This window comes from Streptomyces sp. NPDC058662, from assembly GCF_042716255.1.
GTDB lineage: Bacteria > Actinomycetota > Actinomycetes > Streptomycetales > Streptomycetaceae > Streptomyces.
In genome coordinates this window covers 1-20647 of sequence record NZ_JBHXRU010000002.1, presented here as the reverse complement: position 1 = coordinate 20647, position 20647 = coordinate 1, and the positions used below count along the sequence as shown (strand labels likewise).

Genomic DNA, 20647 nt, shown 5'->3' with positions numbered 1-20647 from the left:
TGCGGGGCCCGGCCGGGACAGATGGTCTGCGGGACGGTCGGCGGCTACGCCGTCCAGTCCAGGATGATCTTGCCGCTGCGGGCGGTGGCCGCCTCGTCGAAGGCGGCCTCGAAGTCGCGGTGCGAGTAGCGGCCGGTGATGACGGGGCTCAGGTCGAGGCCGCCCTCCAGCAGCACGGTCATCGCGTACCAGGTCTCGAACATCTCGCGTCCGTAGATCCCCTTGATGGTGATCATCGAGGTGACCACCTTCGCCCAGTCCACCGCGAACTCCTGCGCCGGCAGCCCCAGCATGGCGATCCGGCCGCCGTGGGTCATGTTGTCGATCATGTCGCGCATGGCCTCGGCGCGGCCGGACATCTCCAGCCCGATGTCGAAGCCCTCGCGCAGGCCGAGCGACCGCTGCGCCTCGGCGATGGAGGACTCGGCGACGTTCACCGCGAGCGTGGCGCCCGCCTTGCGGGCGATCTCCAGCCGCTCGGGGCTGACGTCGGTGATGACCACGCTGCGCGCACCGGCGTGCCGGGCGACGGCCGCCGCCATGATCCCGATCGGGCCGGCGCCGGTGATCAGCACGTCCTCACCGACCAGCGGGAAGGACAGCGCGGTGTGCACGGCGTTCCCGAACGGGTCGAAGATCGCCGCCACGTCGAGGTCGACCCGCGTGCGGTGGACCCACACGTTCTGCGCGGGGAGCACCACGTACTCGGCGAAGGCGCCGTCCCGGCCCACGCCGAGCCCGACCGTGCTGCGGCACAGGTGGCGGCGCCCGGCCAGGCAGTTGCGGCACTTCCCGCACACGAGGTGGCCCTCGCCGCTGACGAGGGCGCCGACCTCGATGTCGCGCACGTCCGCTCCGAGCGCCGCGACCTCGCCGACGAACTCGTGGCCGAGGACGAGCGGGGTCTTCACCGCGCCCTGCGCCCAGCCGTCCCAGGAGCGGATGTGCAGGTCGGTTCCGCAGATGCCGGTGCGGAGCACCTTGATCAGTACGTCACCGGCACCGTACTCGGGCTCCGGGACGTCCATGAGCCACAGACCGGGTTCGGCCTTGTGCTTGACGAGTGCCTTCATGGGTGGCTCCAGGCATGCGGAAGGGGGCGCCCCGAGTGCGGTGGCACGGGCGGCGTCGGTGTCAGGCACCAATCTGCCGAGCGGCGTGGTGATCAGTCCATCGAGACTTTCTTAAGCGGGCCGACAGCCCAGCTTCACGCCTATGCTCCTCAGGTGACGGGCAGGGGCCCGGGCCGGGGACGGCACGGGGGAACGGGGAGGTGGGGGGCGTGCCGAGTCTGCGCAGCAGAGCGCTGTCGGCGGCGCTGATCGCGGCGGGACGGCGAAGACGGTTCGCGAGTGCCGAGGCGGTGCGCACCCGGGTGGCGGAATCCGCCCGCCGGCCCGCGTCCCACCTCCCGCCGCGCTCGCTCGGCCGGGCCGCGGAGATCTCGCGGACCTTCGTGGGGGCCTGGCCGGTGTACAACGTGTCCCCGCGCGACGCCGAGCCGACGGTCCACGTGCTGTATCTGCACGGCGGCTGCTACATCAACGAACTGGTCCGCCCGCACTGGACGATGGTACGGACCCTGGTCACACGGGCGCGGGCACAGGTGATCGTCCCGGCCTACATCCTGGCCCCGCGCGGCACCGCCGACCGGACGGTCCCGGCCGCCGCGGACCTGCTGAGCGGGCTGATCGCGAGCGGCGGGGAGGGCGGGACGGTGCTGGTCGGGGACTCCGCCGGCGCGGGTCTGGCGCTGGCCGCCGCGCAGCGGCTCCGCGACCGTACGGGCGTGCAGCCCTCCCGGATCGTGCTCATCTCGCCCTGGCTGGACGTGACCATGAGCCATCCGGACCAGGCGGCGATCGAGGCCGGCGACCCGATGCTGGCGCGGGCCGGGCTGCGGGAGGCCGGGCGGCTGTACGCGGGGACACTCGCGGCCGACGACCCCCTGGTGAGCCCGCTCCGGGGCTCCTTCGCGGGGCTGGCGCCGCTGACGGTGTTCAGCGGGACCCGCGACGTGCTGGCCACGGACAGCACCGAGCTGGTGCGCCGGGCGCGCGCGGAGGGTGTCGAGGTGGACTTCCACGAGGCGGCGGGGCTGCCGCACGTGTACCCGCTGCTGCCGGTCCCGGAGGGGCGCGCGGCACGCGAGCGGATCGTACGGCTGATCCAGGAGGCGGCGGAGCTCTGACCGGGAGGGACGACCCGGACGGCCGGTGCGCGGTGCCGCGCCGCGCCGCACCCTCAGGCCGTGCAGGTCATGAGCGAACTGATCGGCCAGGCCCGGTAGCCCGTCCAGTACTCCTCGTCGCGCACCGGGTCGGCGGGCGGGGTCCTGTTCGGCTGCCAGCCGACGGTGGTGAACCCGGCGTCGACGGCCGCTTCGGCGAGGTCCGCGTGCGCCCATTCGCGGAATTCGAACGGCACCGGCGGCTCGGTCAGGAAGTGCGCCTTGAGCAGCGGCGCGTCCCCCTGCGTGACCCGGTCGAGGATCCGGACCCCGTACGGCGACCAGTCCACGCGCGGGAAGGCGCCCGCGTTCGGGACGATGGCGAGCAGCCGGCCGCCCGCGCGCAGGCTGGTGCGCACCGAGCGGAACATCGCGTGCAGGGAGGTGCGGTCGGGCGCGTGGTTGAAGAGGTAGGCGGTGGTGGCGAGGTCGAAGGGTCCGAGGTCGGGCACGCCGTCCGCGTCGGCGACCACGTACTCGACGTCCGGCCGGCCCCTCGTCGCCTCGTGCTCGCGAGCGAGTTTGATCATCTCCTCCGAGGCGTCCACACCGACGGTCCGCCGGGCTCCGCCCCGGGCCAGCAGCCGGGTGTTGTAGCCGTACCCGCAGCCCAGGTCGAGGGCGTCGAGGCCGCGTACGCCGCCGAGCGCGTCGAGGGCTCCGTGCAGGGTGTAGGTGTCGGCCGCCGAGAAGGCCGCCGTGGTCGTGGACTCCGCGTAGCGCTCGCCGATGGTGTCGTACTGGAACCGCATGCTCTGCCTTCCGGGGCCGGCCGGGGGTGGGGACGCGTGCGTATCGTGCCCCGGGGCGCACCCGCCGGACGCCCCGCGCACCCGTACGTCCCCCGGACGAGCGAAGCGGTCGGCCCAGAGACGCCCTGGTCGCCGACGAGCCGGGAGCGGAGAGCTCCCGGCTCGCTTCTCGACGTACGGTTCAGCCGAGCGGGAGGTCCAGGTAGGCCTCGTCACCGGCGGCGGAGCTCAGCTTCAGGGTGCTGTAGGCCGGGTTGGCGTCCGAGTAGAGCTGGTCCTTGCTGTTGACCGCGAGCATGAGCCGGTGGTTCGCCGGGATGTCGTACGCGGCTGCCTGCAGGTCCCAGGTGACGGCCGTCGCCTCGCCGGGGGCGCCGTCCAGGACGGTGTACGGCTCGTGGGTGATGATGCGGGCGGTGCCGTCCGGGGCGAGGTCGAAGAGGTAGGCGACCAGGGTCGTGTCGGCCTCGACGCCGGTGACGGAGAGGTGGACGCGCGGGATGCCCCGGACTCGGCGGGCGCCGGCCTCCGACACCCAGGTGGCGAGGTAGCGGCGGTCGAACTTGCCCGTGGTGTAGATCTTCGGGTTTCCCTTCCACTCCTCGGCGCCGGTGGTCATCAGGGCGTCCACGGCCGTGGCCTCGGTGAGGCTGCCGGTGGTGAAGGAGACCGTCCAGCCGGGAGTCCTGCTCGCGCTGAGGGTGCCGTCCTGAGTGCCGGCCGGGGTGCCACCCAGGTACAGCTTCTCGGTACCGTTGGTGACGTCGGCCCAGCTCGCCCGTCCCTCCCGCACCTCCGGCGCGAACATCACCTGGCTGTTGACCTGCGGCCAGCCCGGCACCTCGTTCTCGGCGTCGAGGATGTGGTGGTCGAGCCAGGCGAAGGCCTCGTCGACCGGGAGGTTCGGGCCGGAGAAGGGGATGGTCAGCCCGGCGCCCTCGGGCGCGGCGTGGTCGCCGATCCAGAGGTTCAGGTGCTTGGGCACGGTGAGCGCGTTGAAGACGTCGAGCACCTCGTTGACCGGGAAGAGCGTCTCGTGCCAGGTGTTCGAGAAGAAGGTCGGGACACCGCGGGAGTTGGTCTCGTCCAGGTAGCTCTGCGGCGAGCGCTCCTCGGCCCAGGCGCGGACCTTGGGGAGGTTCACGCCCTTGCGGAAGTCGTCCAGGATCTGCCGGGTGGCCGCGTCGAACTTGCGCTCCTCCGGGCCGCCGGTCATGCCGACCAGCGCGTCGACGGCCTTCAGGTGCTGGGTGTCGTTGCCCAGCAGGGCGGTGGCCAGGTTGCCCCAGGTGCTCAGCGCCACCACCGCGTCCACCCGGCCGGCCGGGTCGTGGGCCGCGGCCAGCTGGCTGATCCCGGAGCCGTAGGACTCACCCAGGAAGGCGATCTTGCTCGGGTTGAGGACCCGCTGCGCGTATTCGATCACCGTGGAGGCGTCGGACCAGTCATTGGGGCCGCCCACGTCGACCGTGCCCTGGGAGGTCCACGGAGCGTCGACGAAGCCGCCACCGGGAACCCGGAAGGTCAGGCCGATTCCACGCGGGGTGTAGGCGAGCACGTGGTAGCCGCGCTTGGCCAGCTGCAGGTGGGCGTACTCGAACAGCACCCAGCCGAGCGGAGTCCACCCGGCGGGGACGATGACCACCGGGCGCGGCTCAGTGGTGTTGAGCTTGATGGTGTGCGCGGAGAGCCTGGTCCCGTCGTCGGCGGTGATCCACGGGAAGTCGAAGGTGGCCTTGGCCCGGACCTCGGCGACCAGTTGCTCCAGCTCCGCCGTGAGCACCTGCGGCTCGGCGCTGCCCCGCAGGGTGGCGACCAGCGCCTCGCCCACGGCCGCCGCCGCAGGGTTGACGGACGGCCCCTGCGCCCAGATGCCGGAGTCGGCGATCTGCGCCAGCTGGTCGGTGGTGAGCGGGGTGATCGAATCGTCCTGGGGGTCGCTCATGGTGTGGTCCCTCTCACAAGGCAGTGGGCGTAAGGCTTTCGCCGATTCCATGATCAAGGCCATCGGTCCGTACGCCCACCACTGCGAAGCCATGTTCACTCGAAGGGCCGATTGCTGGTCGAATACCTGATAGGCAGTCAATCCCTTTTGCAGAAACGGAAGTTGAGCAACCACGGCTGGAAAAGGGGCATGGGTCGGCAGCCGGACCCCGAGTCGAGGCCCGACCACCCGGTGTCGCCGGGCGGCAGGCGAACCAGCGGCGGCGATCTTCGGCACGAGAGCACCCGGCGCGTTTCGGAGCACCGCTCTCCTTATGGCCGTCGGCAACTCTCCCGGGTGCGGTGCGCGGCGCCCGGGGCGCATCCTGGCGGTGTGACGGCGAGATCGGACAGCGGCGGCTCCCCGCCCGATGCCGTGGCTCGCGCCCTGGCCCGGGCGACCCTGGAAGCGGTGGCGGCTGTCGGCGGGCACGCGGGCGGCGTCTACCTGCGCTCCACAAGCGAGGGACTGCTCCGGCTGGCCGTGGTCACGGGGCTGCCGGCGCGACTGTTCCGGCCCTGGTGGCGGATGCACGCCGACCGCCCCTACCCGGTGGCGGAGGTGTACCGCACCGGGCAGTCCGTGCACCTGGCCGACGCCGAGGCGGCCATGCGCTTCCCGCAGCTGATGGCCGGCCTGCCCTTCCCCTTCGCCTCCCTGTACGAGCCGGTGGCGGCCGGGCCGGAGCGGTTCGGCGTGCTGTTCGTGATCCGGGAGGCGACTCCCGGGGTCCCCGTCGGAACCCTCGACCGGGAGCGGCTGCGCGCGGCCGGACATCGGCTCGCCCGTGATCTCGCCGCGCTGACGGCGGCCGGGCAGGCGGCGGTCTGGGACGGCGACGCGCTCGGCGTCGGCCCGCCCGCGACGGACGGGAGCGATGGCGGGGCCGAGAGCGGGGCCGGGGCCGAGAGCGGGGGCGGGGCCGAGAGCGGGGGCGGGGCCGGGGCCGAGGACGGGGGTGCCGGCGAGGCCGTGGACCGGCTGGCGCAGGCGGTGCTGTCCCTGGACCGGCGGGGCGCCGTCGGGTTCGTCAACACCGCCGCCGAGGAACTGCTCGGCCTCCCCCGGGCGCAACTGCGGGGGCGGGTGGTCTGGGAGGTGCTGCCGTGGCTGGGGCACCCCGCCTACGAGGACCACTTCCGCGCGGTCTTCATGTCCACCGAGCCGGTGCACTTCCGGGCCCGGCGGGGCCGCCACCCGCCCGGGGAGTGGATGTCGGTGGGCCTGTACCCCGGCCCGGGCGGGGTGACGCTGACGATCGACGCCGCGGACAAGCCCGCCTACGCGCCCGCGTCGGCGGTCGTCGAGCCGGGTGCCGGCCAGGACCCGGCCGCCGACCGGGCCACCGCGCTGTACCGTCCGGTGGCCCTCGCCATCGCGCTGTCCGAGGCGGTCACGGCCCGCCAGGTGTCGGCGGTGGTCACCCAGGAGCTCCTGCCCGCCTTCGGCGGACGCCAACTGGCGATCTACCTGCTCGACGAGCGGCACCTGCACCTGGCCTGGGAGACCGGTTTCCCGCACGGCTTCCTGAACCGCTTCGACGGGGTGGCACTCGATGCCCGGCTGCCCGGGGTGGAGACCCTGACCTCAGGCCGTCCGCTGTTCTTCGAGTCGATGGAGCACCTGGCGGCCGCCTACCCGGGCATTCCGCTGGACGCCGATGTCGGGGCCCGTGCCTTCCTGCCGCTGATCGCCTCGGGCCGCCCGGTCGGCTCGTGCATCCTCGGCTTCGACGCGCCCCGGGGCTTCAGTCCGGAGGACCGTACGGTCCTGACCGCCCTGGCCGGGCTCATCGCGCAGGCCCTGCAGCGGGCGCGGCGCTACGACACCGAGGCGGCGCTGGCCCGCGGGCTGCAGGCCGCACTGCTCCCGCACCGGCTCCCGGTGCGCGCACACGTGGACACGGTGGGCCGCTACCTCCCCGGCACCCAGGGCATGGAGGTGGGCGGCGACTGGTACGACGTCATCGAGACCCGCGGCGGGCTGCTCGCGCTGGTCATCGGCGACGTCCAGGGGCACGGGGTGTCCGCCGCGGCGACGATGGGCCAGCTCCGCAGCGCGGTACGGGCCTTCGCCCTCACCGGCAGCACGCCGGAGGAGGTGATGCGGGGGACCAACCAGCTCCTCATCGACCTGGACCCGGGACAGTTCGCCAGCTGCTGCTACGTCCTGCTCGACCCGGCGTCGGGCATCGTCCGGGCGGTCCGCGCCGGGCACCCGCAGCCGCTGCTGCGCCACCCCGACGGCCGGACCGAGGTGCTGGACCTGGCCGGCGGCGTGGTCCTCGGCATCGACCCGGAGGCCACGTACCCGCTCACCCCGCTGCGGCTGGAGATCGGCTCGGTGCTCGCCCTGTACACCGACGGGCTGGTGGAGACGCCGGGCGTCGACATAGACCTCGGGGTGGAGCGGGTGCGGTGCGCCCTCGCCGCGGCCAGGCCGGCGCCGTTGACGGAGACGGCCGACCGGCTGATCAGCGAGGCGAGCGGCGTCACCGACCGGCCGGACGACATCGCCCTGCTCCTGGCGTCCCGTACCGGCGGCGCCGGCGTTGTCGGTGGCCCGGCGTAGATTCGCGGGATGGGGATCTACCTGTACGCCGTCGGCGCCGACGACTGGTCCGACGAGGAGGTGCTGCGGCCGACCGCGCTCGCGCTCGACGCCGAGCTGGCGCGCCGCGGGTGGCCTGCGTGGGCACCGGCGTGGGAACCGGCGGCGGGGGCGGCGCACGCACCGGAGCCCGGGTTCTCCGAGAAGCTGAACCGCCCGATGGACGGCTTCTCCCGGCTGTGCCGGGCCCAGCCCGGCGGCAGGGAGGACGAGGACGCCCTGCTCGACTGGAACGTGCTGGTCCCGCTCCCCTTCACGGGGCGCCTGGCACTCCCCGAAGACCCGGTGACCGGCGAGGAGATGACGGTCCGCAGCGCCCACCGGGCACTGGCCGCGGCGGAGCGGCTCGCCGCCGCCCTGGCGCTGCCGGCCGCGGCCGCGGCCGCGGCGCACCGGGGCGCTCTCGGCCTCACGAACTGGTTCGCCGGTCCGGCCGTCGCCGAGGCGGCCGCCGCTCGGCCGGGCCCGTGGACCGGGGACCTCGACGCCGCCTACTGCACGGCGGTCCACCTCGCCGCCGCGCGGTACGCGTTGCGCTGGAACCGCCCGATGCACTACAGCTGATCGGCGCCTCGGCCCGCTGCCGCACCCCGTGCCCCGGTGCCCGGCACCGCCGCGCGGGCGCGCCGACGGCCCGCGGCCGGTAGCCGGTGGGTGTCAGTCCGGCACTCGGCCCGTGCCCAGGGTGAGCGCGGTGTTCACCAGGCCGATATGGCTGAACGCCTGCGGGAAGTTGCCCAACTGCCGTCCGGCGACCGGGTCGTACTCCTCCGCGAGCAGTCCCACGTCGTTGCACACGTCGAGCAGCCGCTCGAACAGCTCGCGGGCCTCCTTGCCGCGCCCCGTCAGGTGCAGGGCGTCGGCGAGCCAGAACGAGCAGGCGAGGAAGGCCCCTTCGTCGCCGGGCAGTCCGTCGATGGAGGGGCCTTCGGTGCTGTAGCGGCGGACCAGTCCGCTGCGGCCGAGTTCCTCGCGCACCGCGTCGACGGTCCCGAGCACGCGCGGGTCGTCGGGCGGCAGGAACCCGACCCTGGGAATGAGCAGGGTCGCCGCGTCGAGCTCCTTGGAGCCGTAGTACTGGGTGAAGGTGTTGCGGACCGGGTCGTAGCCCTTCTCGCACACGTCGGCGTGCACGGCCGCCCGCATCGCCCGCCACCCCTCCACGTCGCCCGGCATCAGGGGGTCGTGCTCCAGGGCCTTGACGGCCCGGTCCGCGGCCACCCAGGCCATCACCTTGGAGTGCACGAAGTGGCGGCGCGGGCCGCGCACTTCCCACAGCCCCTCGTCGGGCCGCTGCCAGTTGCGCTCAAGGAAGTCGAGCAGCGCGAGCTGGATCTTCCAGGCGTGCGCCTCCGCGGCCAGACCCGTCGCCCGGGCCAGGTGCAGGGAGTCCAGCACCTCGCCGTAGACGTCGAGTTGCAGCTGGTCGACGGCGGCGTTGCCGATGCGTACGGGCGCCGAATCGGCGTAGCCGCGCAGCCAGGGCAGGTCGGCCTCGGGGATCCGCCGTTCGCCGGCGATCCCGTACATGATCTGGAGGTCGGCCGGATCGCCGGCGACCGCCCGCAGCAGCCAGGCCCGCCAGGCGCGCGCCTCGTCGAGGTAGCCGGTGGCGAGGAGCGCGCCGAGGGTGAGGGTGGAGTCGCGCAGCCAGCAGTAGCGGTAGTCCCAGTTGCGGACGCCGCCCAGCTCCTCGGGGAGGGAGGTGGTCGCGGCGGCCACGATGCCGCCCGTCGGGGCGTAGGTGAGGGCCTTGAGGGTGATGAGGGAGCGTGTCACGGCCTCCCGGTAGGGGCCCTCGTAGCGGCACTGCGCGGTCCAGGCCCGCCAGTCGGCGAGGCTCTGCTCCAGGGCTTCGTACGGGTCGATGGCGGCGGGGCGCGGCTCGTGCGAGGGGTGCCAGGTGAGGACGAAGGCGACGCGCTGGCCCGCGCTCACGGGGAACTGCGAGCGGGTGCTGTTCTCCTCGCCCCAGGTGCGGACGGGCGGTTCGCTGCGGAACCACACGGAGTCGGGCCCGGCGACGGCCACCCGGTCCTCGTCGCTGCGTCGGACCCAGGGGACGACGCTGCCGTAGTCGAACCGCAGGCGCAGGGTGCTGCGCATCCTGACCCGGCCGGAGACTCCCTCGACGATACGGACGACGTCGGGGGCCACGTCGCGTTGCGGCATGAAGTCGATGACCTTGACGGTGCCGGTCTCGGTCTCCCAGTAGGACTCCAGGATCAGCGAGCCGTCGAGGTAGGCCCGGCGGGTGCACTGCTCGCCGTCGGCGGCGTCGAGTGGCGCGATGCGCCAGTGGCCGTTCTCCTCGTCGCCGAGGAGCTTGGCGAAGGACGCCGCGGAGTCGAAGCGCGGCAGGCACAGCCAGTCGATGGACCCGTCGCGGCCGACCAGTCCACTGGTCATCAGATCGCCGATGAGTGCGTAGTCTTCGATGGGTTGTGTCATTTGTGCGATCTTCCCTCGAATGCCGGGGGCCAATCAGATCCGGCCCCGGACACCCTCGTGCGCACCGGCCCCCCATGTCACACCGCTTCGCGCCGCTCGCGCCGCCGGGACGGGTCAGCCCCGTACGAGGAGCAGCGCACCGCCCAGCACGACGCCGAGCGCGAGGGCGAGGGCGCCGTGGGCGGGGCGCCCGTCGCGCAGGACGGGGAGGAAGCGGTCCGCGGCGTACCGGCCGGGGCCGGTGAGGGCGAGCGCGGCGGCGCCGACCGTCAGGAGCAGCTCGTACTCGATGCCCTTCGGGGCGAAGAAGGCTCCGGCGCCGTGAACGGCGATGGCGTTGATCATGGTGCCGACGAGGGCGGCGCCGGCGAGCGGGGTGAGCAGCCCGACGGCGAGGCCGAGGCCTCCGAGGGTCTCGGTGAGGCCGGCGAGAACGGCCATGGCCTCGCCGGCCGGGTAGCCGCTGGCGGTGAAGAACTGGCCGGTTCCCTCGATGCCGCCGCCTCCGAACCAGCCGAACAGCTTCTGGGAGCCGTGGGCGGCCATCGTGAGGCCGAGGACCACGCGCAGGAGCAGCAGACCGGTGTCGGTGCCGACGGTGGGGAGGGATGAGCCGGCGGCGGTGCGTGCGGCCGGCTCGGCGGTCCGCGGGTTCGTCGTGGTGGCGGAGGGGCTGGTCATGGGGGGTTCCTTCCGGTCGCGCGGTCCGTGGGTGGGGACGGACACAGTTGTTCAAATTCGAACCGCTTATCGCCGACCCTAACCACTGATTCAAATTGGAACAACCTGTGTAGGCTGGAGGCATGGCCCAGACACGATGGCTCGACGAACGCGAGATGCGCGCGTGGAGCGGCTTCCTGGCGGCTTCGGCCCTGGTGAACCGCCGCCTCGACCAGCAGCTCAAGGACGACTCCGGGCTCTCGCACCCGCAGTACGAGATCCTCGTGCGCCTCGCCGCGGCGCCCGAGGGCGAACTGCGGATGACCGAGCTGGCCAACGGCCTGATCAACTCCAAGAGCGGGCTGACCTACCAGGTCACCCAGATGGAGAAGGCCGGACTGGTCCGCCGCCGCAGCTGCCCGTCCGATGTCCGGGGCGTCTTCGCCGTCCTCACCGACGCCGGTCGCGCCAGGCTCGACGAGGCCGCGCCCGGGCACGTGGCGACGGTCCGGGAGATCCTCGTCGACGTGCTCACACCGGAACAGCTCGACGTGCTGGCCGACGGACTGGGCGAGGTCGGCCGGCGGCTGCGCGCACAGGGCGCCTGACGGGGCCCGGGCGGCCGCGCCGGGGCCGGCGCACCCGCCCGAACCGTGGGCCCGCTTGCCCGGGGACGTGATAGCGGGGCGGGTATCCGGGTATAACGGCCTGCATGGACGGAACGGTCTGGCTCACGGTGGCCGCGGTCGTCGCGGTCGGTCTGGCGATCGCCGCGGCGGTCCTGCTCGTACGGGTCTTCAAGGCGCGGCGGCTGCTCCTCGACGCCGGGATCCCGGTGCGCGACAAGGCGCTCTTCTGGGTGGCCGTGCTCTACACAGTCTCGCCGGTGGACCTCGTCCCGGATCCGGTCTACCTGGACGACATCGGTGTCCTCCTGCTGGCGCTGCGCTCTCTGCACGCGGCGGCCGCGTCCCGCCTGCCGGGCAACCCGCCGGGCAAGGAGGCCGACTCCGTACCCGACCTGCCCGGCCGGGGCCGCTGACGACCGGCGCCCCCGCCCGGCGCGCCGGTGCGCGCGCAGGGATCGCAGGCGGCGGAGGAGTCAGAGGACGCCCCGGGGCCGGAACTGGACGCTGATGCGCGGCCCGACGGCCCGCGCCGACTTGGGCACGGCGTGCTCCATCGTCCGCTGGCAGGAACCGCCCATCACGACGAGGTCGCCGTGCCCGAGCGGCAGGCGCAGTACGGTGGCGCCGCCGTCGCGGGGCCGGAAGGCCAAGTCGCGCGGGTCGCCGACGGAGACGATCGCGACCATGGTGTCCTCGGTCGAGGAGCGCCCGGTCCGGTCACCGTGCCAGGCGACGCTGTCCCGGCCGTCCCGGTAGAGGCACAGCCCCGCCGTGGCGAAGGGCTCGCCGAGCTCGTCGGCGTAGTGGCGGGTCAGAGTCCGGCGCGCCTCCGCGAGCACCTCGTGCGGCAGGGCCTCGCCCTCGCCGTAGAAGGCGAGCAGCCGCGGCACCTCGACCTCGCGCTCGTACATCTGCCGCCGCTCGGCGCGCCAGGGCACGTCGGCGGCCAGTCGTTCGAACAGCAGGTCGGAGCCCGTCAGCCAGCCCGGCAGGTGGTCCACCCAGGCCCCGGCTCCGAGCACGGTCCGCCGCAGGCCCGCGAGCGGGCCGAGCCGGATCTCGTCGCCCTGATCGAAGAGGGACCCCTGCAGGCCGGTGACCACGTGCATGGCTCCACCCTAACCCCAGGAACCGAACATATGCACGAACGAGAGGGGCAACGAAGCCTCCGGGGTGCCGGTCGCCCGACGGATCGCGCCGGGACCGGCACATGCTTTCGGCACGTCACAGGGGGCGTGCGGATGTGATCAGCACCTCACGCTCTTGGCCGACGGCCCGTCACGCGGTACCGTCACGGCGACAATTCAACAGACAGACGACGGCGAGACGGAAGTCCGGTGCGAATCCGGCATGGTCGCGCCACTGTGTGCTGCGGCGGTGTCCCTCAGGGGACTCGGCGCGGCGAGTCAGACCCGGGGACCGTCGTCCTGCACCACCGTATGGGACGCGTTGTTCCCCGAGGAGGTTCCACCATGGCCGAGGCTGTCGTCTCCACCACCCTTTCCACCCCCGCCGACTCCCTGCAGGCTCCGCTGCCCGTGAACGCGGTCCTGCCCTGGGCGCTCTTCGGCGGCCTGCTGATGCTCGTGGCCCTCTACTTCGTCGGCGCCGAACAGGGCGCCACGTCGGTGTTCTCCGGCGCCGGTGTGCACGAGTGGGTCCACGACGGACGCCACCTGCTCGGCTTCCCCTGCCACTGAGAGGCGCGCACACCATGCACGCCTCGACTGTCAGAGGTCTCCTGGTCCGCGGCATGCTCGCGGGCCTGATCGCCGGCCTGTTCGCCTTCGCCGTCGCCTACGTGGTCGGCGAGCCCCCGGTGAACGGGTCGATCGCCGTGGAGGAGGCCCGGGCCGCGCAGGACGCCCACGCCGGCCACGGCGGCGGCTCGGCTCCTGCCGACGCCGCCGAGGAGGAGGAACTGGTCAGCCGGCCGGTCCAGTCCACCTTCGGCCTGGCCACGGGGGTCCTCGTCTACGGGGTCGCCCTGGGCGGCATCGCCTCCCTGGCCTTCGCCTTCGCCCTCGGGCGCGTGGGCGCGTTCAGCCCGCGGGCCACGGCGGCGCTCACCGCGGCGGGGGCCTTCACCACCGTCTACCTGGTGCCGTTCCTGAAGTACCCGGCCACTCCCCCGGCGGTCGGCAACCCGGACACCATCGGACAGCGCACCACGCTGTTCTTCCTGATGATCCTGCTGAGCGTGCTGCTCGGCGTGGGAGCGGTCATCGCGGGCCGGCGGCTGGCCCCGCGCCTGGGCAACTGGAACGCGACACTCTCCGCCGGCGCGGGCTTCGCCCTCGCCATCGGTATCGCGTTCGCGTTCCTGCCGGGCAACGACGACGCGGTCAAGCCGGGCTTCCCGGCGGCGCTGCTGTGGGAGTTCCGGATCGCCTCGCTGGCCGTGCAGCTCGTGCTGTGGGTGGTGTTCGCCGTCGTCTTCGGGCTCCTCGCCCAGCGGCTGCTGGCCCCGCGTACCGCCGACTCCGCCGTCGACGCCGATACGGCGGCGCGGCGGGTCCCGGCGTCCGGCTGAGCCGGAGCGCACCACGCCGGAGCCGATGTGGCCCCGCCGTCCCCCCGGGGGCGGCGGGGCCACGCGCGTATCCCCGCTCGGGCTGCCGTACTGGCTGCCTTAGTGGGGATGCGGCCGCCGCGGCGGTACGCCCCCGGGCTCCCGCCCGGCGCGGATTCGTGCGCGGGCGCGCACGCGTGCACCCGCCGGAGCCGGCCGCCCTACGATGTCCGCATGACCGCAGGCACGCGTCGCGCAGATGCGAAGGACACGCAGGAGCAGCGGGAGCCTCGGGACACCCACGGCTCCCCGGAGGTGGCGGACCGCCTGGAGACCGCCGCGGCCGTACTCGCCCTGCTCGCCGACCGCACCCGGCTGGCCCTGCTGGAGCGGCTCGGCCGGGGCGAGGCCGACGTCACCACGCTGACCGAGGCGTGCGGGGCCGCCCGCCCCTCCGTCAGCCAGCACCTCGCCAAACTCCGCCTCGCCGGCCTCGTCGCCACCCGCAAGGACGGCCGCCGCGTCGTCTACTCCCTGCGCCACGGGCACCTGCGCCGCCTTGTCGACGAGGCGCTGAACGTGGCCGACCACCAGCTGCGCGGCCTGCCGCCCCACGACTGACCGGCCGCCCGGCCCCGGAGGCGCTCGGCCGCACAACGAACGAGTGCACAGGTACGCACATGTTGGTTACGCTGGGAGGCCCCCCACCTCATGACGACCGGGACGGGCCCTCGATGCTGTCCGTACTGCGCAACAGCACCTACCGCCGCCTCTTCACCGCCCAGGTGGTCGCCCTCGCCGGCACCGGCCTGGCCACCGTCGCGCTGAGCCTGCTCGCGTACGACATCGGGGGCGCGGACGCCGGTTCCGTCCTCGGCACCGCGCTGGCCCTCAAGATGACCGCTTACGTCGTGATCGCCCCCCTGGCGGGCGCGGTCGCCGACCGCGTACCCCGCCGCGCCCTGCTGGTCGCGGACCTGCTCCGCGCCGCTGCCGCGCTGGCGCTGCCCTTCGTCTCCCAGGTCTGGCAGGTATACGTACTGATCCTCCTGCTGCAGGCGGCGTCGGCGGCCTTCACCCCGGTGTTCCAGGCCACCCTGCCCCAGGTCCTGCCCGAGGAGCGCGACTACACGCGGGCCCTGTCGCTGTCGAGGCTGGCCCACGATCTGGAGAGCCTGCTGAGTCCGGCGCTGGCCGCGGCGCTGCTGACCGTACTGCCGTCCGCCTGGCTGTTCGCCGGGACCGCGGCCGGGTTCCTGGCCTCTGCCGCGCTCGTCGTGTCGGTCGCCCTGCCGACCCCGGTACCCGCGGAGGGCGGGGGCGGCGGGTACGCGCGGGCCGTCTTCGGCGCCCGGCTGTTCCGCGCCACTCCCCGGCTGCGGGCCCTGCTCGCCGTCGACCTCGCGGTCGCGGCCGGCGGGGCGCTCGTGTTCGTGCACACCGTCGTCCTGGTCCGGGACCACTTCGCGCGCGGCGCGGGCGCCGTCTCCCTGGCCCTGGGCGCGTACGGGGCGGGCTCGATGCTGACCGCGCTGCTCCTGCCGCGGCTGCTGCGGGGCGCGGCCGACCGCGCGGTGATGCTGCCGGCCGCCTTCGCCCTGCCGGCGCTGCTGGGCGCCGTGGCCGTGCTGGCGTCCACCGCCGATGGCGGGTGGTGGGCGTTCCTCGCGGTCTGGACCGGGATCGGCGCCGCCTGCTCGGCCGCGTCGACCCCGGCGGGCCGGGTGATCCGCCGGTCCACCGCCGACCGGGACCTGACCGCCGCCTTCGCCGCCCGGTTCTCCCTCTCGCACGGCTGCTGGCTCGTCACCTACCCGCTGGCCGGCTGGCTCGGCGCGGGCGCCGGGCTGCCCGTCGCCGCGGCCGTCCTCGGCGCCGTGGCCCTGGCCGCCGCGCTGGCCGCCGCGGCGGTCTGGCCCGCACGCGACCCCGCCCGCCTGGACCACGCCCACCCCGAACTGCCCCCGGGCCACCCCCACCTCGCCGACGCCCGACCGGCCCCGGACGGCTGGCGGCACGGCCACCACTACGTCATCGACCGGCACCACCACAGCTGGCCCACCCCGGGACGCGCGAGCTGAACGCGGGGCCGCCGGGGGCGGACAGCAGCGCGGGAACAGCGGGTCCGGCGCCTGGATCGACATGCTCCGGGCCCCGGTCCCGGGCCGTGGACCGACAGCCCGGTTCCATGGGTCGCGGTGGGGGGTCAGCGCCCCCGGAGGGACTCGATGTCGCGGCGTTCGCGCTTGGTGGGGCGGCCCGCACCGCGGTCGCGGATGCCCACCACGGCCTTCTCCACGGGGGTGGGCGGCGGCGGGCTGTTGTCGATGAAGCACTCGGCCGCGACCGGCGGCCCCACCCGCTTGGACACCGGCCGCCGGACCACGACGATCCGCTCGCGCCCCGCGTGGAAGAGGCGCACCTCGTCACCGGCCCGCACCGCCTGCGCGGGCTTGGCGCGCTCCCCGTTGACCTTCACGTGGCCCGCCCGGCAGGCGGTAGCCGCGATCGCGCGGGTCTTCGTCAGCCGCACGGACCAGATCCACGCGTCCACGCGCACCGAACCCGTTGCCGTCGCCGTTGCCTCATCAGCCATGCCACGACTCTAGCGAGGCGGGCCGACAGGTACGCAGCGACTTTCGTCGGATGAGACGAGACAGCACGCAGATGCCATGTGCATCGTCCGAACAAGATTGCACATGCGGCGAAGGTGCCTCTACCGTGTGGTACATGCGGTGTGGATGATCCACCGCCCGGGTGAAGACCACCGATGTGCTCTTCCAGCGGAACGAACCGACCGAGGAGCAACGCGCCCATGTACCCGCCCCGTCGCCGCACCGTCACCGCCGTGCTCACCGCCGCCCTCCTCCTGCCGCTGGCCGCCTGCGGCGACGGCGGGGGCGACGCCGACGGCGGGGAGTCCGCCGCCGAGGCGAAGCCGGCGCACCTCACCGTCCTCGCCGCCTCCTCCCTCACCGACGCCTTCCGGACCGCCGGCGCCGCGTACGAGGCGGCCCACCCCGGCACGAGGGTGACCTTCTCCTTCGCCGGTTCCCAGGAGCTCGCCGCGCAGGTCCGGCAGGGCGCCCCGGCCGACGCCCTGGTCACCGCCGACACCAGGACGATGGACGGCCTCGGGTCGGAGACCGGCCCGCCCCGGGTCATCGCCAAGAACCGCCTGGTCATCGCGGCGGGCAAGGGCAACCCGTTCAAGATCGACGACCTCAAGGACCTCGCCGACCCCAGGATCAAGGTCGTGCTCGCCGCGCCCGAGGTGCCGGTCGGCCGCTACGGCAGGCAGATCCTCGACGCCCAGAAGGTCGAGTTGAGGCCGGTCTCCGAGGAGCCCAACGTCCGCGCCGTACTCAGCAAGGTCGAGCTGGGCGAGGCCGACGCCGGCCTCGTCTACCGGACCGACTCCGTCAAGTCCGGTGACAGGATCGCCGCGGTGGACATCCCGGACGCCCAGAACGCGGTGGCCTCCTACCCGGCCGCCACGCTGAAGCAGTCCCGGAACGCCGCTGCCGCCACCGCGTTCGTGGACTGGCTGAGCACTCCCGAGGCGCAGAAGATCCTCCAGGACGCGGGTTTCCAGCAGGCGTGACCGCCCCCGCGCCGGGCCGACGGGACCCTCGCGGCCCCGTCCTGCGCGGTACCCGACAGCCGTCGCCGTACGCTTCGCCCGCCGCCACCACTCCCCAGCCAGGAACCGACATGAGCAGACCCCGCACCCGCACCCGGCCCCCCGTGACCCTGGCGCTGCCCGCGCTGCTCGCCGTCGCGTTCCTGCTGCTCCCGCTGATCGGCATCCTCACCCGCACCCAGTGGAGCCGGCTCGGCGCGCACCTCAGCAGCCCCGGTGTGGTCGAGGCGCTCAAGCTCTCGCTCGTGGTGTCCGCCTGGGCGCTCGTCCTGTCGCTCTTCCTCGGCGTGCCGCTCGCCTGGCTGCTGGCCCGTGTCGAGTTCCGGGGGAAGGCGTTCGTCCGCTCCCTGGTCCTGCTCCCGATGGTGCTGCCCCCGACCGTCGGCGGTGTCGCCCTGCTGCTGGGCTTCGGCCGGCGGGGGCTGCTGGGACCCTGGCTGGAGGACTCCTTCGGGATCACCCTGCCCTTCCACACCTCCGGAGCCGTCGTCGCGGCCACCTTCGTCGCCATGCCGTTCCTCGTCATCAGCCTGGAGGGTGCCCTCGGCGGGCTCAGGCCGAGTTACGAGGAGACGGCCGCCTCGCTCGGCGCCTCACCGGTCCGCGTCTTCTTCACGGTGACCCTGCCGATGGTCGCCCCCGGCCTCGTCGCCGGCGCCGCGCTCACATGGGCCCGCGCGCTCGGCGAGTTCGGCGCCACGATCACCTTCGCGGGGAACCTGCCCGGCACCACCCAGACGCTGCCGCTCCAGGTGTACCTGCTGCTGCAGGACCAGCCGGAGGCGGCCACGTCCGTCTCGCTCCTGCTCCTGGTGATCGCCATGGGCGTACTGATCGCCCTGCGCGGCCGCTGGACCGCGAAACCCGTCACCGCCAGGAGCGCCGAGGCGGCGGCGCCCCCGGTCGGGGAAGCCTTCGGCCCGGACGCGCCGGACGCCCCCGACAGCCCGAACACCTCGGACGGCGAGGACGCCGGGGCCGCCGCGGACCGCGGGGACGGGGGCCGCTGGCCCCTGCACGCCACCGTGACCGGCTTCAACCAGCTCACGCTCGACGCCCCGCCCGGCACGACCATCGCCGTCGTCGGCGAGAACGGCGCCGGCAAGACCACACTGCTGCGCGCCCTGCTCGGGCTGACCCCCCGGGCCCACGCCGAACTGCGGCTCGGCGGCACCGATGTGACCGCGCTGCCGCCGCACCGGCGGCAGGTGGCCTGGGTGCCGCAGGACGGCGCCCTGTTCCCGCACCTGACGGCCCTGGCCAACACGGCGTACGGGCTGCGCGCCCGCCGGGTGCCGCGTGCCGACGCCCGCCGCGAGGCGCGGGCCTGGCTGGACCGGCTCGGCGTCGGCCACCTCGCCCAGCGCAAGCCCGCGCAGCTCTCCGGAGGCCAGGCCCAGCGCGTGGCCCTCGCCCGCGCGCTCGCCGCCCGCCCCCGGCTCCTCCTGCTCGACGAGCCCCTCGCCGCGCTGGACCAGACGACACGGGGCCGTGTGCGGCACACGCTGCGCACCCATCTGGCCGGTTTCGGCGGCGTCTGCCTGATCGTCACGCACGACCCCGTCGAGGCGGTGTCGCTGGCCGACCGGGTCCTCGTACTCGCCGACGGGCGCACCCTGCAGGACGCGCCGCCCGCCGAGGTGACCCGGCACCCGCGCTCCCCGTGGGTGGCCCGGATGCTGGGGCGCAACGCCTGGCCCGGGACGGCCTCGCCCGACGGCCTCGTCCTGGCCGGGGGCGGCCGGCTGGTGGTGTCCGAGGCCCTTCCCGAAGGCACACGGGCGCTCGCGATCATCGCCCCCGAGGCGGTGTCGGTGCACCGGGTCCGCCCGAGCGGCAGTCCCCGCAACGTCTGGCGGGGCACGGTACGGGAGATCACCTCGGTCGGCAGCCGGCTCCGTGTGCTGGTCGCCTCGGACGAGGCTCCCGACCTCGTCGCGGAGATCACCCCCGAGGCGGCGGCCGAGCTGGGCATCGTCGACGGCATCACGGTCTGGACGAGCGTGAAGGCGACCGAGGTCACGCTGGTACGCCTCTGAGCCACCGCCCGTGGCCGCCGGCGGGCGACCGCGGGCGGGGCCGGGCGGGGCCGGGACTCAGAGCCTGCCGGGACGGCCCGGGTGCACGGAGAGCCAGTCCCGGCCGGCCGGGGCGAAGGCGTCGGCGCCGACCAGGGCGCGGGCGTCGCGTGCTGCCGTGAGCCGGAGCACGCCCTCGGAGCGCCCGGCCGCGAAGCGGGGCCCCGCGACCGTGAGCACCGCAGCCCGCTTGCCGGTGGTGCGGCGGAACTCGGCGAGCCACCGGTCCCGCAGGGCCGTCTCCTTGCCGTCGAGCGCGTGCGGCGCGTACCGCTGCAGCACGGCCACGGCCCCCGTGCCGGGTTCGCGGGCGGCGACCGCCAGGGCCTCGCGCAGGGCCCGCATACGAGCCGCTCCGCCACCGGCCAGGGTGCGGCGGCCGGTGTCGAGCGGCAGGAACCGTACGCCCCGGTGGACGAAGGACTCGCGCTCGGCGCCGGTGAGGACGAGGTCGGCGCCGTCCGCGCGCGCCTGTTCCACCTGTGCCGGGGCCGAGGACGGTACGACGGCGAACCGCCACGGCCGGGCCAGGACCGCGGCTGCCGTGTCCACGATCGGGTCCGGCCGGGCCGGCTCGGGCGCCGCGGGGCCCGTCGGCGGGGTCAGCGCGGCCAGGGTGTCGAGCACCAGCCGGGCCGGCCGCGCCCCCTCCGCGACCGTGAGGCGGGTGACGGACAGCGGGCGGGGCGCCGCGGCCGCCGGGGGCAGCGGCAGCACGGTCTCGCGCCAGCCGGTCCAGTCCGCGGCCGGGCCGCGCACGACGACCGTGCGGCCGTCGGCATCGGCCAGTTCCACGCCGGCCCGCGCCCCGGAGCCGTCCCCGTGCACCCAGAGCGACAGGGACCGGGCCAGCTCCGGCACGGGCAGCGGTCGGGGCGCGGCCGCCGAAGCGGGGGCCGGGCCGGCCGGAGCGGCCCGGAGCAACCCCTGCGGCCGGGACGGCGCCGCGACGACGGTAGGGGGCGACGGCGCCGCGACGACGGCCGGCGGCGCCAGCACTGTGACGACGGCCGGGGGCGGCGCCGCCGTGAGGAAGGCGGAGCCGGGCGTGGCGGGCCGCGGGCCGGCTCCGGCTCCGGCGCGGACCGGCCCCCGGGG

Annotated in this window: 18 protein-coding genes, 1 pseudogene and 1 riboswitch; of the genes and pseudogenes, 11 read left to right on the top strand and 8 right to left on the bottom strand. The window is 74.4% G+C overall.

Annotation, left to right across the window (positions count from 1 at the left end; all coding sequences use genetic code 11):
- Positions 1-44: 44 nt before the first annotated feature.
- Positions 45-1073 carry an L-threonine 3-dehydrogenase gene (tdh, locus tag ACFWUQ_RS01245; RefSeq protein ID WP_384531387.1) on the bottom strand — a complete coding sequence of 343 codons (1029 nt, stop codon included), beginning with the start codon at positions 1071-1073 and terminating at the stop codon, positions 45-47.
- A gap of 209 nt (positions 1074-1282) precedes the next feature.
- Between tdh and ACFWUQ_RS01240 the strand changes: the two genes are divergently transcribed.
- Positions 1283-2191 carry an alpha/beta hydrolase fold domain-containing protein gene (locus ACFWUQ_RS01240; protein ID WP_384531385.1) on the top strand — a complete coding sequence of 303 codons (909 nt, stop codon included), beginning with the start codon at positions 1283-1285 and terminating at the stop codon, positions 2189-2191.
- A 53-nt stretch (positions 2192-2244) separates the two neighbouring features.
- On the opposite strand, the gene ACFWUQ_RS01235 is transcribed toward ACFWUQ_RS01240, so the two are convergent.
- On the bottom strand, positions 2245-2982 hold the full coding sequence (locus ACFWUQ_RS01235) for a class I SAM-dependent methyltransferase (RefSeq protein ID WP_384531384.1): 738 nt from the start codon (positions 2980-2982) through the stop codon (positions 2245-2247).
- Between the two features lie 181 nt (positions 2983-3163).
- Positions 3164-4927, bottom strand: coding sequence for an alpha/beta fold hydrolase (locus ACFWUQ_RS01230; RefSeq protein ID WP_384531382.1), 1764 nt, complete (start codon positions 4925-4927; stop codon positions 3164-3166).
- A 486-nt stretch (positions 4928-5413) separates the two neighbouring features.
- Here ACFWUQ_RS01230 and ACFWUQ_RS01225 point away from each other — a divergent pair, with 486 nt between their 5' ends.
- Together ACFWUQ_RS01225 and ACFWUQ_RS01220 are read left to right on the top strand one after the other, a co-directional pair.
- Complete coding sequence (locus ACFWUQ_RS01225) at positions 5414-7537, top strand: SpoIIE family protein phosphatase (RefSeq protein WP_384531639.1); 2124 nt, start codon at positions 5414-5416, stop codon at positions 7535-7537.
- Positions 7538-7546: 9 nt separating this feature from the next.
- Positions 7547-8140: a hypothetical protein gene (locus tag ACFWUQ_RS01220; protein ID WP_384531381.1), complete on the top strand. Its 594-nt coding sequence runs from the start codon at positions 7547-7549 to the stop codon at positions 8138-8140.
- 93 nt (positions 8141-8233) lie between these two features.
- Here the strand turns inward: ACFWUQ_RS01220 and ACFWUQ_RS01215 are convergent, their stop codons facing one another.
- Positions 8234-10027: a glycoside hydrolase family 15 protein gene (locus ACFWUQ_RS01215; protein WP_384531379.1), complete on the bottom strand. Its 1794-nt coding sequence runs from the start codon at positions 10025-10027 to the stop codon at positions 8234-8236.
- A 114-nt stretch (positions 10028-10141) separates the two neighbouring features.
- The gene (locus ACFWUQ_RS01210; protein ID WP_384531377.1) at positions 10142-10708 is read right to left on the bottom strand and encodes a DoxX family protein; all 567 of its coding nucleotides are present in this window, start codon (positions 10706-10708) and stop codon (positions 10142-10144) included.
- 122 nt (positions 10709-10830) lie between these two features.
- Here ACFWUQ_RS01210 and ACFWUQ_RS01205 point away from each other — a divergent pair, with 122 nt between their 5' ends.
- Positions 10831-11295 carry a MarR family winged helix-turn-helix transcriptional regulator gene (locus ACFWUQ_RS01205; protein WP_384531376.1) on the top strand — a complete coding sequence of 155 codons (465 nt, stop codon included), beginning with the start codon at positions 10831-10833 and terminating at the stop codon, positions 11293-11295.
- A 104-nt stretch (positions 11296-11399) separates the two neighbouring features.
- A complete protein-coding gene (locus tag ACFWUQ_RS01200) occupies positions 11400-11729 on the top strand; it encodes a YkvA family protein (RefSeq protein WP_384531374.1) in 330 nt (109 codons plus the stop codon).
- Positions 11730-11789: 60 nt separating this feature from the next.
- On the opposite strand, the gene ACFWUQ_RS01195 is transcribed toward ACFWUQ_RS01200, so the two are convergent.
- Positions 11790-12425, bottom strand: a complete 636-nt coding sequence (locus ACFWUQ_RS01195) for an alpha-ketoglutarate-dependent dioxygenase AlkB (RefSeq protein ID WP_384531372.1) — start codon at positions 12423-12425, stop codon at positions 11790-11792.
- Positions 12426-12644: 219 nt separating this feature from the next.
- Positions 12645-12728, top strand: a riboswitch (cobalamin riboswitch).
- Positions 12729-12788: 60 nt separating this feature from the next.
- On the opposite strand from ACFWUQ_RS01195, the gene ACFWUQ_RS01190 reads away from it, so the two are divergent.
- The 4 genes from ACFWUQ_RS01190 to ACFWUQ_RS01175 all read left to right on the top strand — a co-directional run bounded on the left by ACFWUQ_RS01190 (position 12789) and on the right by ACFWUQ_RS01175 (position 15909).
- Positions 12789-13016 (top strand): CbtB-domain containing protein, encoded by a 228-nt coding sequence (locus ACFWUQ_RS01190; RefSeq protein WP_384531370.1) that lies wholly within the window; start codon positions 12789-12791, stop codon positions 13014-13016.
- Positions 13017-13030: 14 nt separating this feature from the next.
- Complete coding sequence (locus tag ACFWUQ_RS01185) at positions 13031-13849, top strand: CbtA family protein (protein WP_384531368.1); 819 nt, start codon at positions 13031-13033, stop codon at positions 13847-13849.
- A 213-nt stretch (positions 13850-14062) separates the two neighbouring features.
- The gene (locus tag ACFWUQ_RS01180) at positions 14063-14449 is read left to right on the top strand and encodes an ArsR/SmtB family transcription factor (RefSeq protein ID WP_384531367.1); all 387 of its coding nucleotides are present in this window, start codon (positions 14063-14065) and stop codon (positions 14447-14449) included.
- 113 nt (positions 14450-14562) lie between these two features.
- Positions 14563-15909, top strand: coding sequence for an MFS transporter (locus ACFWUQ_RS01175; protein ID WP_384531637.1), 1347 nt, complete (start codon positions 14563-14565; stop codon positions 15907-15909).
- A 125-nt stretch (positions 15910-16034) separates the two neighbouring features.
- Here the strand turns inward: ACFWUQ_RS01175 and ACFWUQ_RS01170 are convergent, their stop codons facing one another.
- On the bottom strand, positions 16035-16424 hold the full coding sequence (locus tag ACFWUQ_RS01170) for an RNA-binding S4 domain-containing protein (RefSeq protein WP_384531365.1): 390 nt from the start codon (positions 16422-16424) through the stop codon (positions 16035-16037).
- A gap of 219 nt (positions 16425-16643) precedes the next feature.
- On the opposite strand from ACFWUQ_RS01170, the gene modA reads away from it, so the two are divergent.
- Both modA and ACFWUQ_RS01160 read left to right on the top strand, forming a co-directional pair.
- The gene (modA, locus tag ACFWUQ_RS01165; RefSeq protein WP_384531363.1) at positions 16644-17432 is read left to right on the top strand and encodes a molybdate ABC transporter substrate-binding protein; all 789 of its coding nucleotides are present in this window, start codon (positions 16644-16646) and stop codon (positions 17430-17432) included.
- 110 nt (positions 17433-17542) lie between these two features.
- Positions 17543-19510, top strand: coding sequence for an ABC transporter permease (locus ACFWUQ_RS01160; RefSeq protein WP_384531361.1), 1968 nt, complete (start codon positions 17543-17545; stop codon positions 19508-19510).
- Positions 19511-19567: 57 nt separating this feature from the next.
- On the opposite strand, the pseudogene ACFWUQ_RS01155 reads toward ACFWUQ_RS01160, so the two are convergent.
- Positions 19568-20647, bottom strand: a pseudogene (locus ACFWUQ_RS01155) (hypothetical protein); the annotation flags it as partial.

What these genes read in the sequence shown, in the direction of transcription:
- tdh (WP_384531387.1), bottom strand. Translation starts at nt 1,073, where the DNA reads ATGAAGGCACTCGTCAAGCACAAGGCCGAACCCGGTCTGTGGCTCATG.
- ACFWUQ_RS01235 (WP_384531384.1), bottom strand. Translation starts at nt 2,982, where the DNA reads ATGCGGTTCCAGTACGACACCATCGGCGAGCGCTACGCGGAGTCCACG.
- ACFWUQ_RS01230 (WP_384531382.1), bottom strand. Translation starts at nt 4,927, where the DNA reads ATGAGCGACCCCCAGGACGATTCGATCACCCCGCTCACCACCGACCAG.
- ACFWUQ_RS01220 (WP_384531381.1), top strand. Translation starts at nt 7,547, where the DNA reads ATGGGGATCTACCTGTACGCCGTCGGCGCCGACGACTGGTCCGACGAG.
- ACFWUQ_RS01215 (WP_384531379.1), bottom strand. Translation starts at nt 10,027, where the DNA reads ATGACACAACCCATCGAAGACTACGCACTCATCGGCGATCTGATGACC.
- ACFWUQ_RS01210 (WP_384531377.1), bottom strand. Translation starts at nt 10,708, where the DNA reads ATGACCAGCCCCTCCGCCACCACGACGAACCCGCGGACCGCCGAGCCG.
- ACFWUQ_RS01205 (WP_384531376.1), top strand. Translation starts at nt 10,831, where the DNA reads ATGGCCCAGACACGATGGCTCGACGAACGCGAGATGCGCGCGTGGAGC.
- ACFWUQ_RS01200 (WP_384531374.1), top strand. Translation starts at nt 11,400, where the DNA reads ATGGACGGAACGGTCTGGCTCACGGTGGCCGCGGTCGTCGCGGTCGGT.
- ACFWUQ_RS01195 (WP_384531372.1), bottom strand. Translation starts at nt 12,425, where the DNA reads ATGCACGTGGTCACCGGCCTGCAGGGGTCCCTCTTCGATCAGGGCGAC.
- ACFWUQ_RS01190 (WP_384531370.1), top strand. Translation starts at nt 12,789, where the DNA reads ATGGCCGAGGCTGTCGTCTCCACCACCCTTTCCACCCCCGCCGACTCC.
- ACFWUQ_RS01185 (WP_384531368.1), top strand. Translation starts at nt 13,031, where the DNA reads ATGCACGCCTCGACTGTCAGAGGTCTCCTGGTCCGCGGCATGCTCGCG.
- ACFWUQ_RS01180 (WP_384531367.1), top strand. Translation starts at nt 14,063, where the DNA reads ATGACCGCAGGCACGCGTCGCGCAGATGCGAAGGACACGCAGGAGCAG.
- ACFWUQ_RS01175 (WP_384531637.1), top strand. Translation starts at nt 14,563, where the DNA reads ATGCTGTCCGTACTGCGCAACAGCACCTACCGCCGCCTCTTCACCGCC.
- ACFWUQ_RS01170 (WP_384531365.1), bottom strand. Translation starts at nt 16,424, where the DNA reads ATGGCTGATGAGGCAACGGCGACGGCAACGGGTTCGGTGCGCGTGGAC.
- modA (WP_384531363.1), top strand. Translation starts at nt 16,644, where the DNA reads ATGTACCCGCCCCGTCGCCGCACCGTCACCGCCGTGCTCACCGCCGCC.
- ACFWUQ_RS01160 (WP_384531361.1), top strand. Translation starts at nt 17,543, where the DNA reads ATGAGCAGACCCCGCACCCGCACCCGGCCCCCCGTGACCCTGGCGCTG.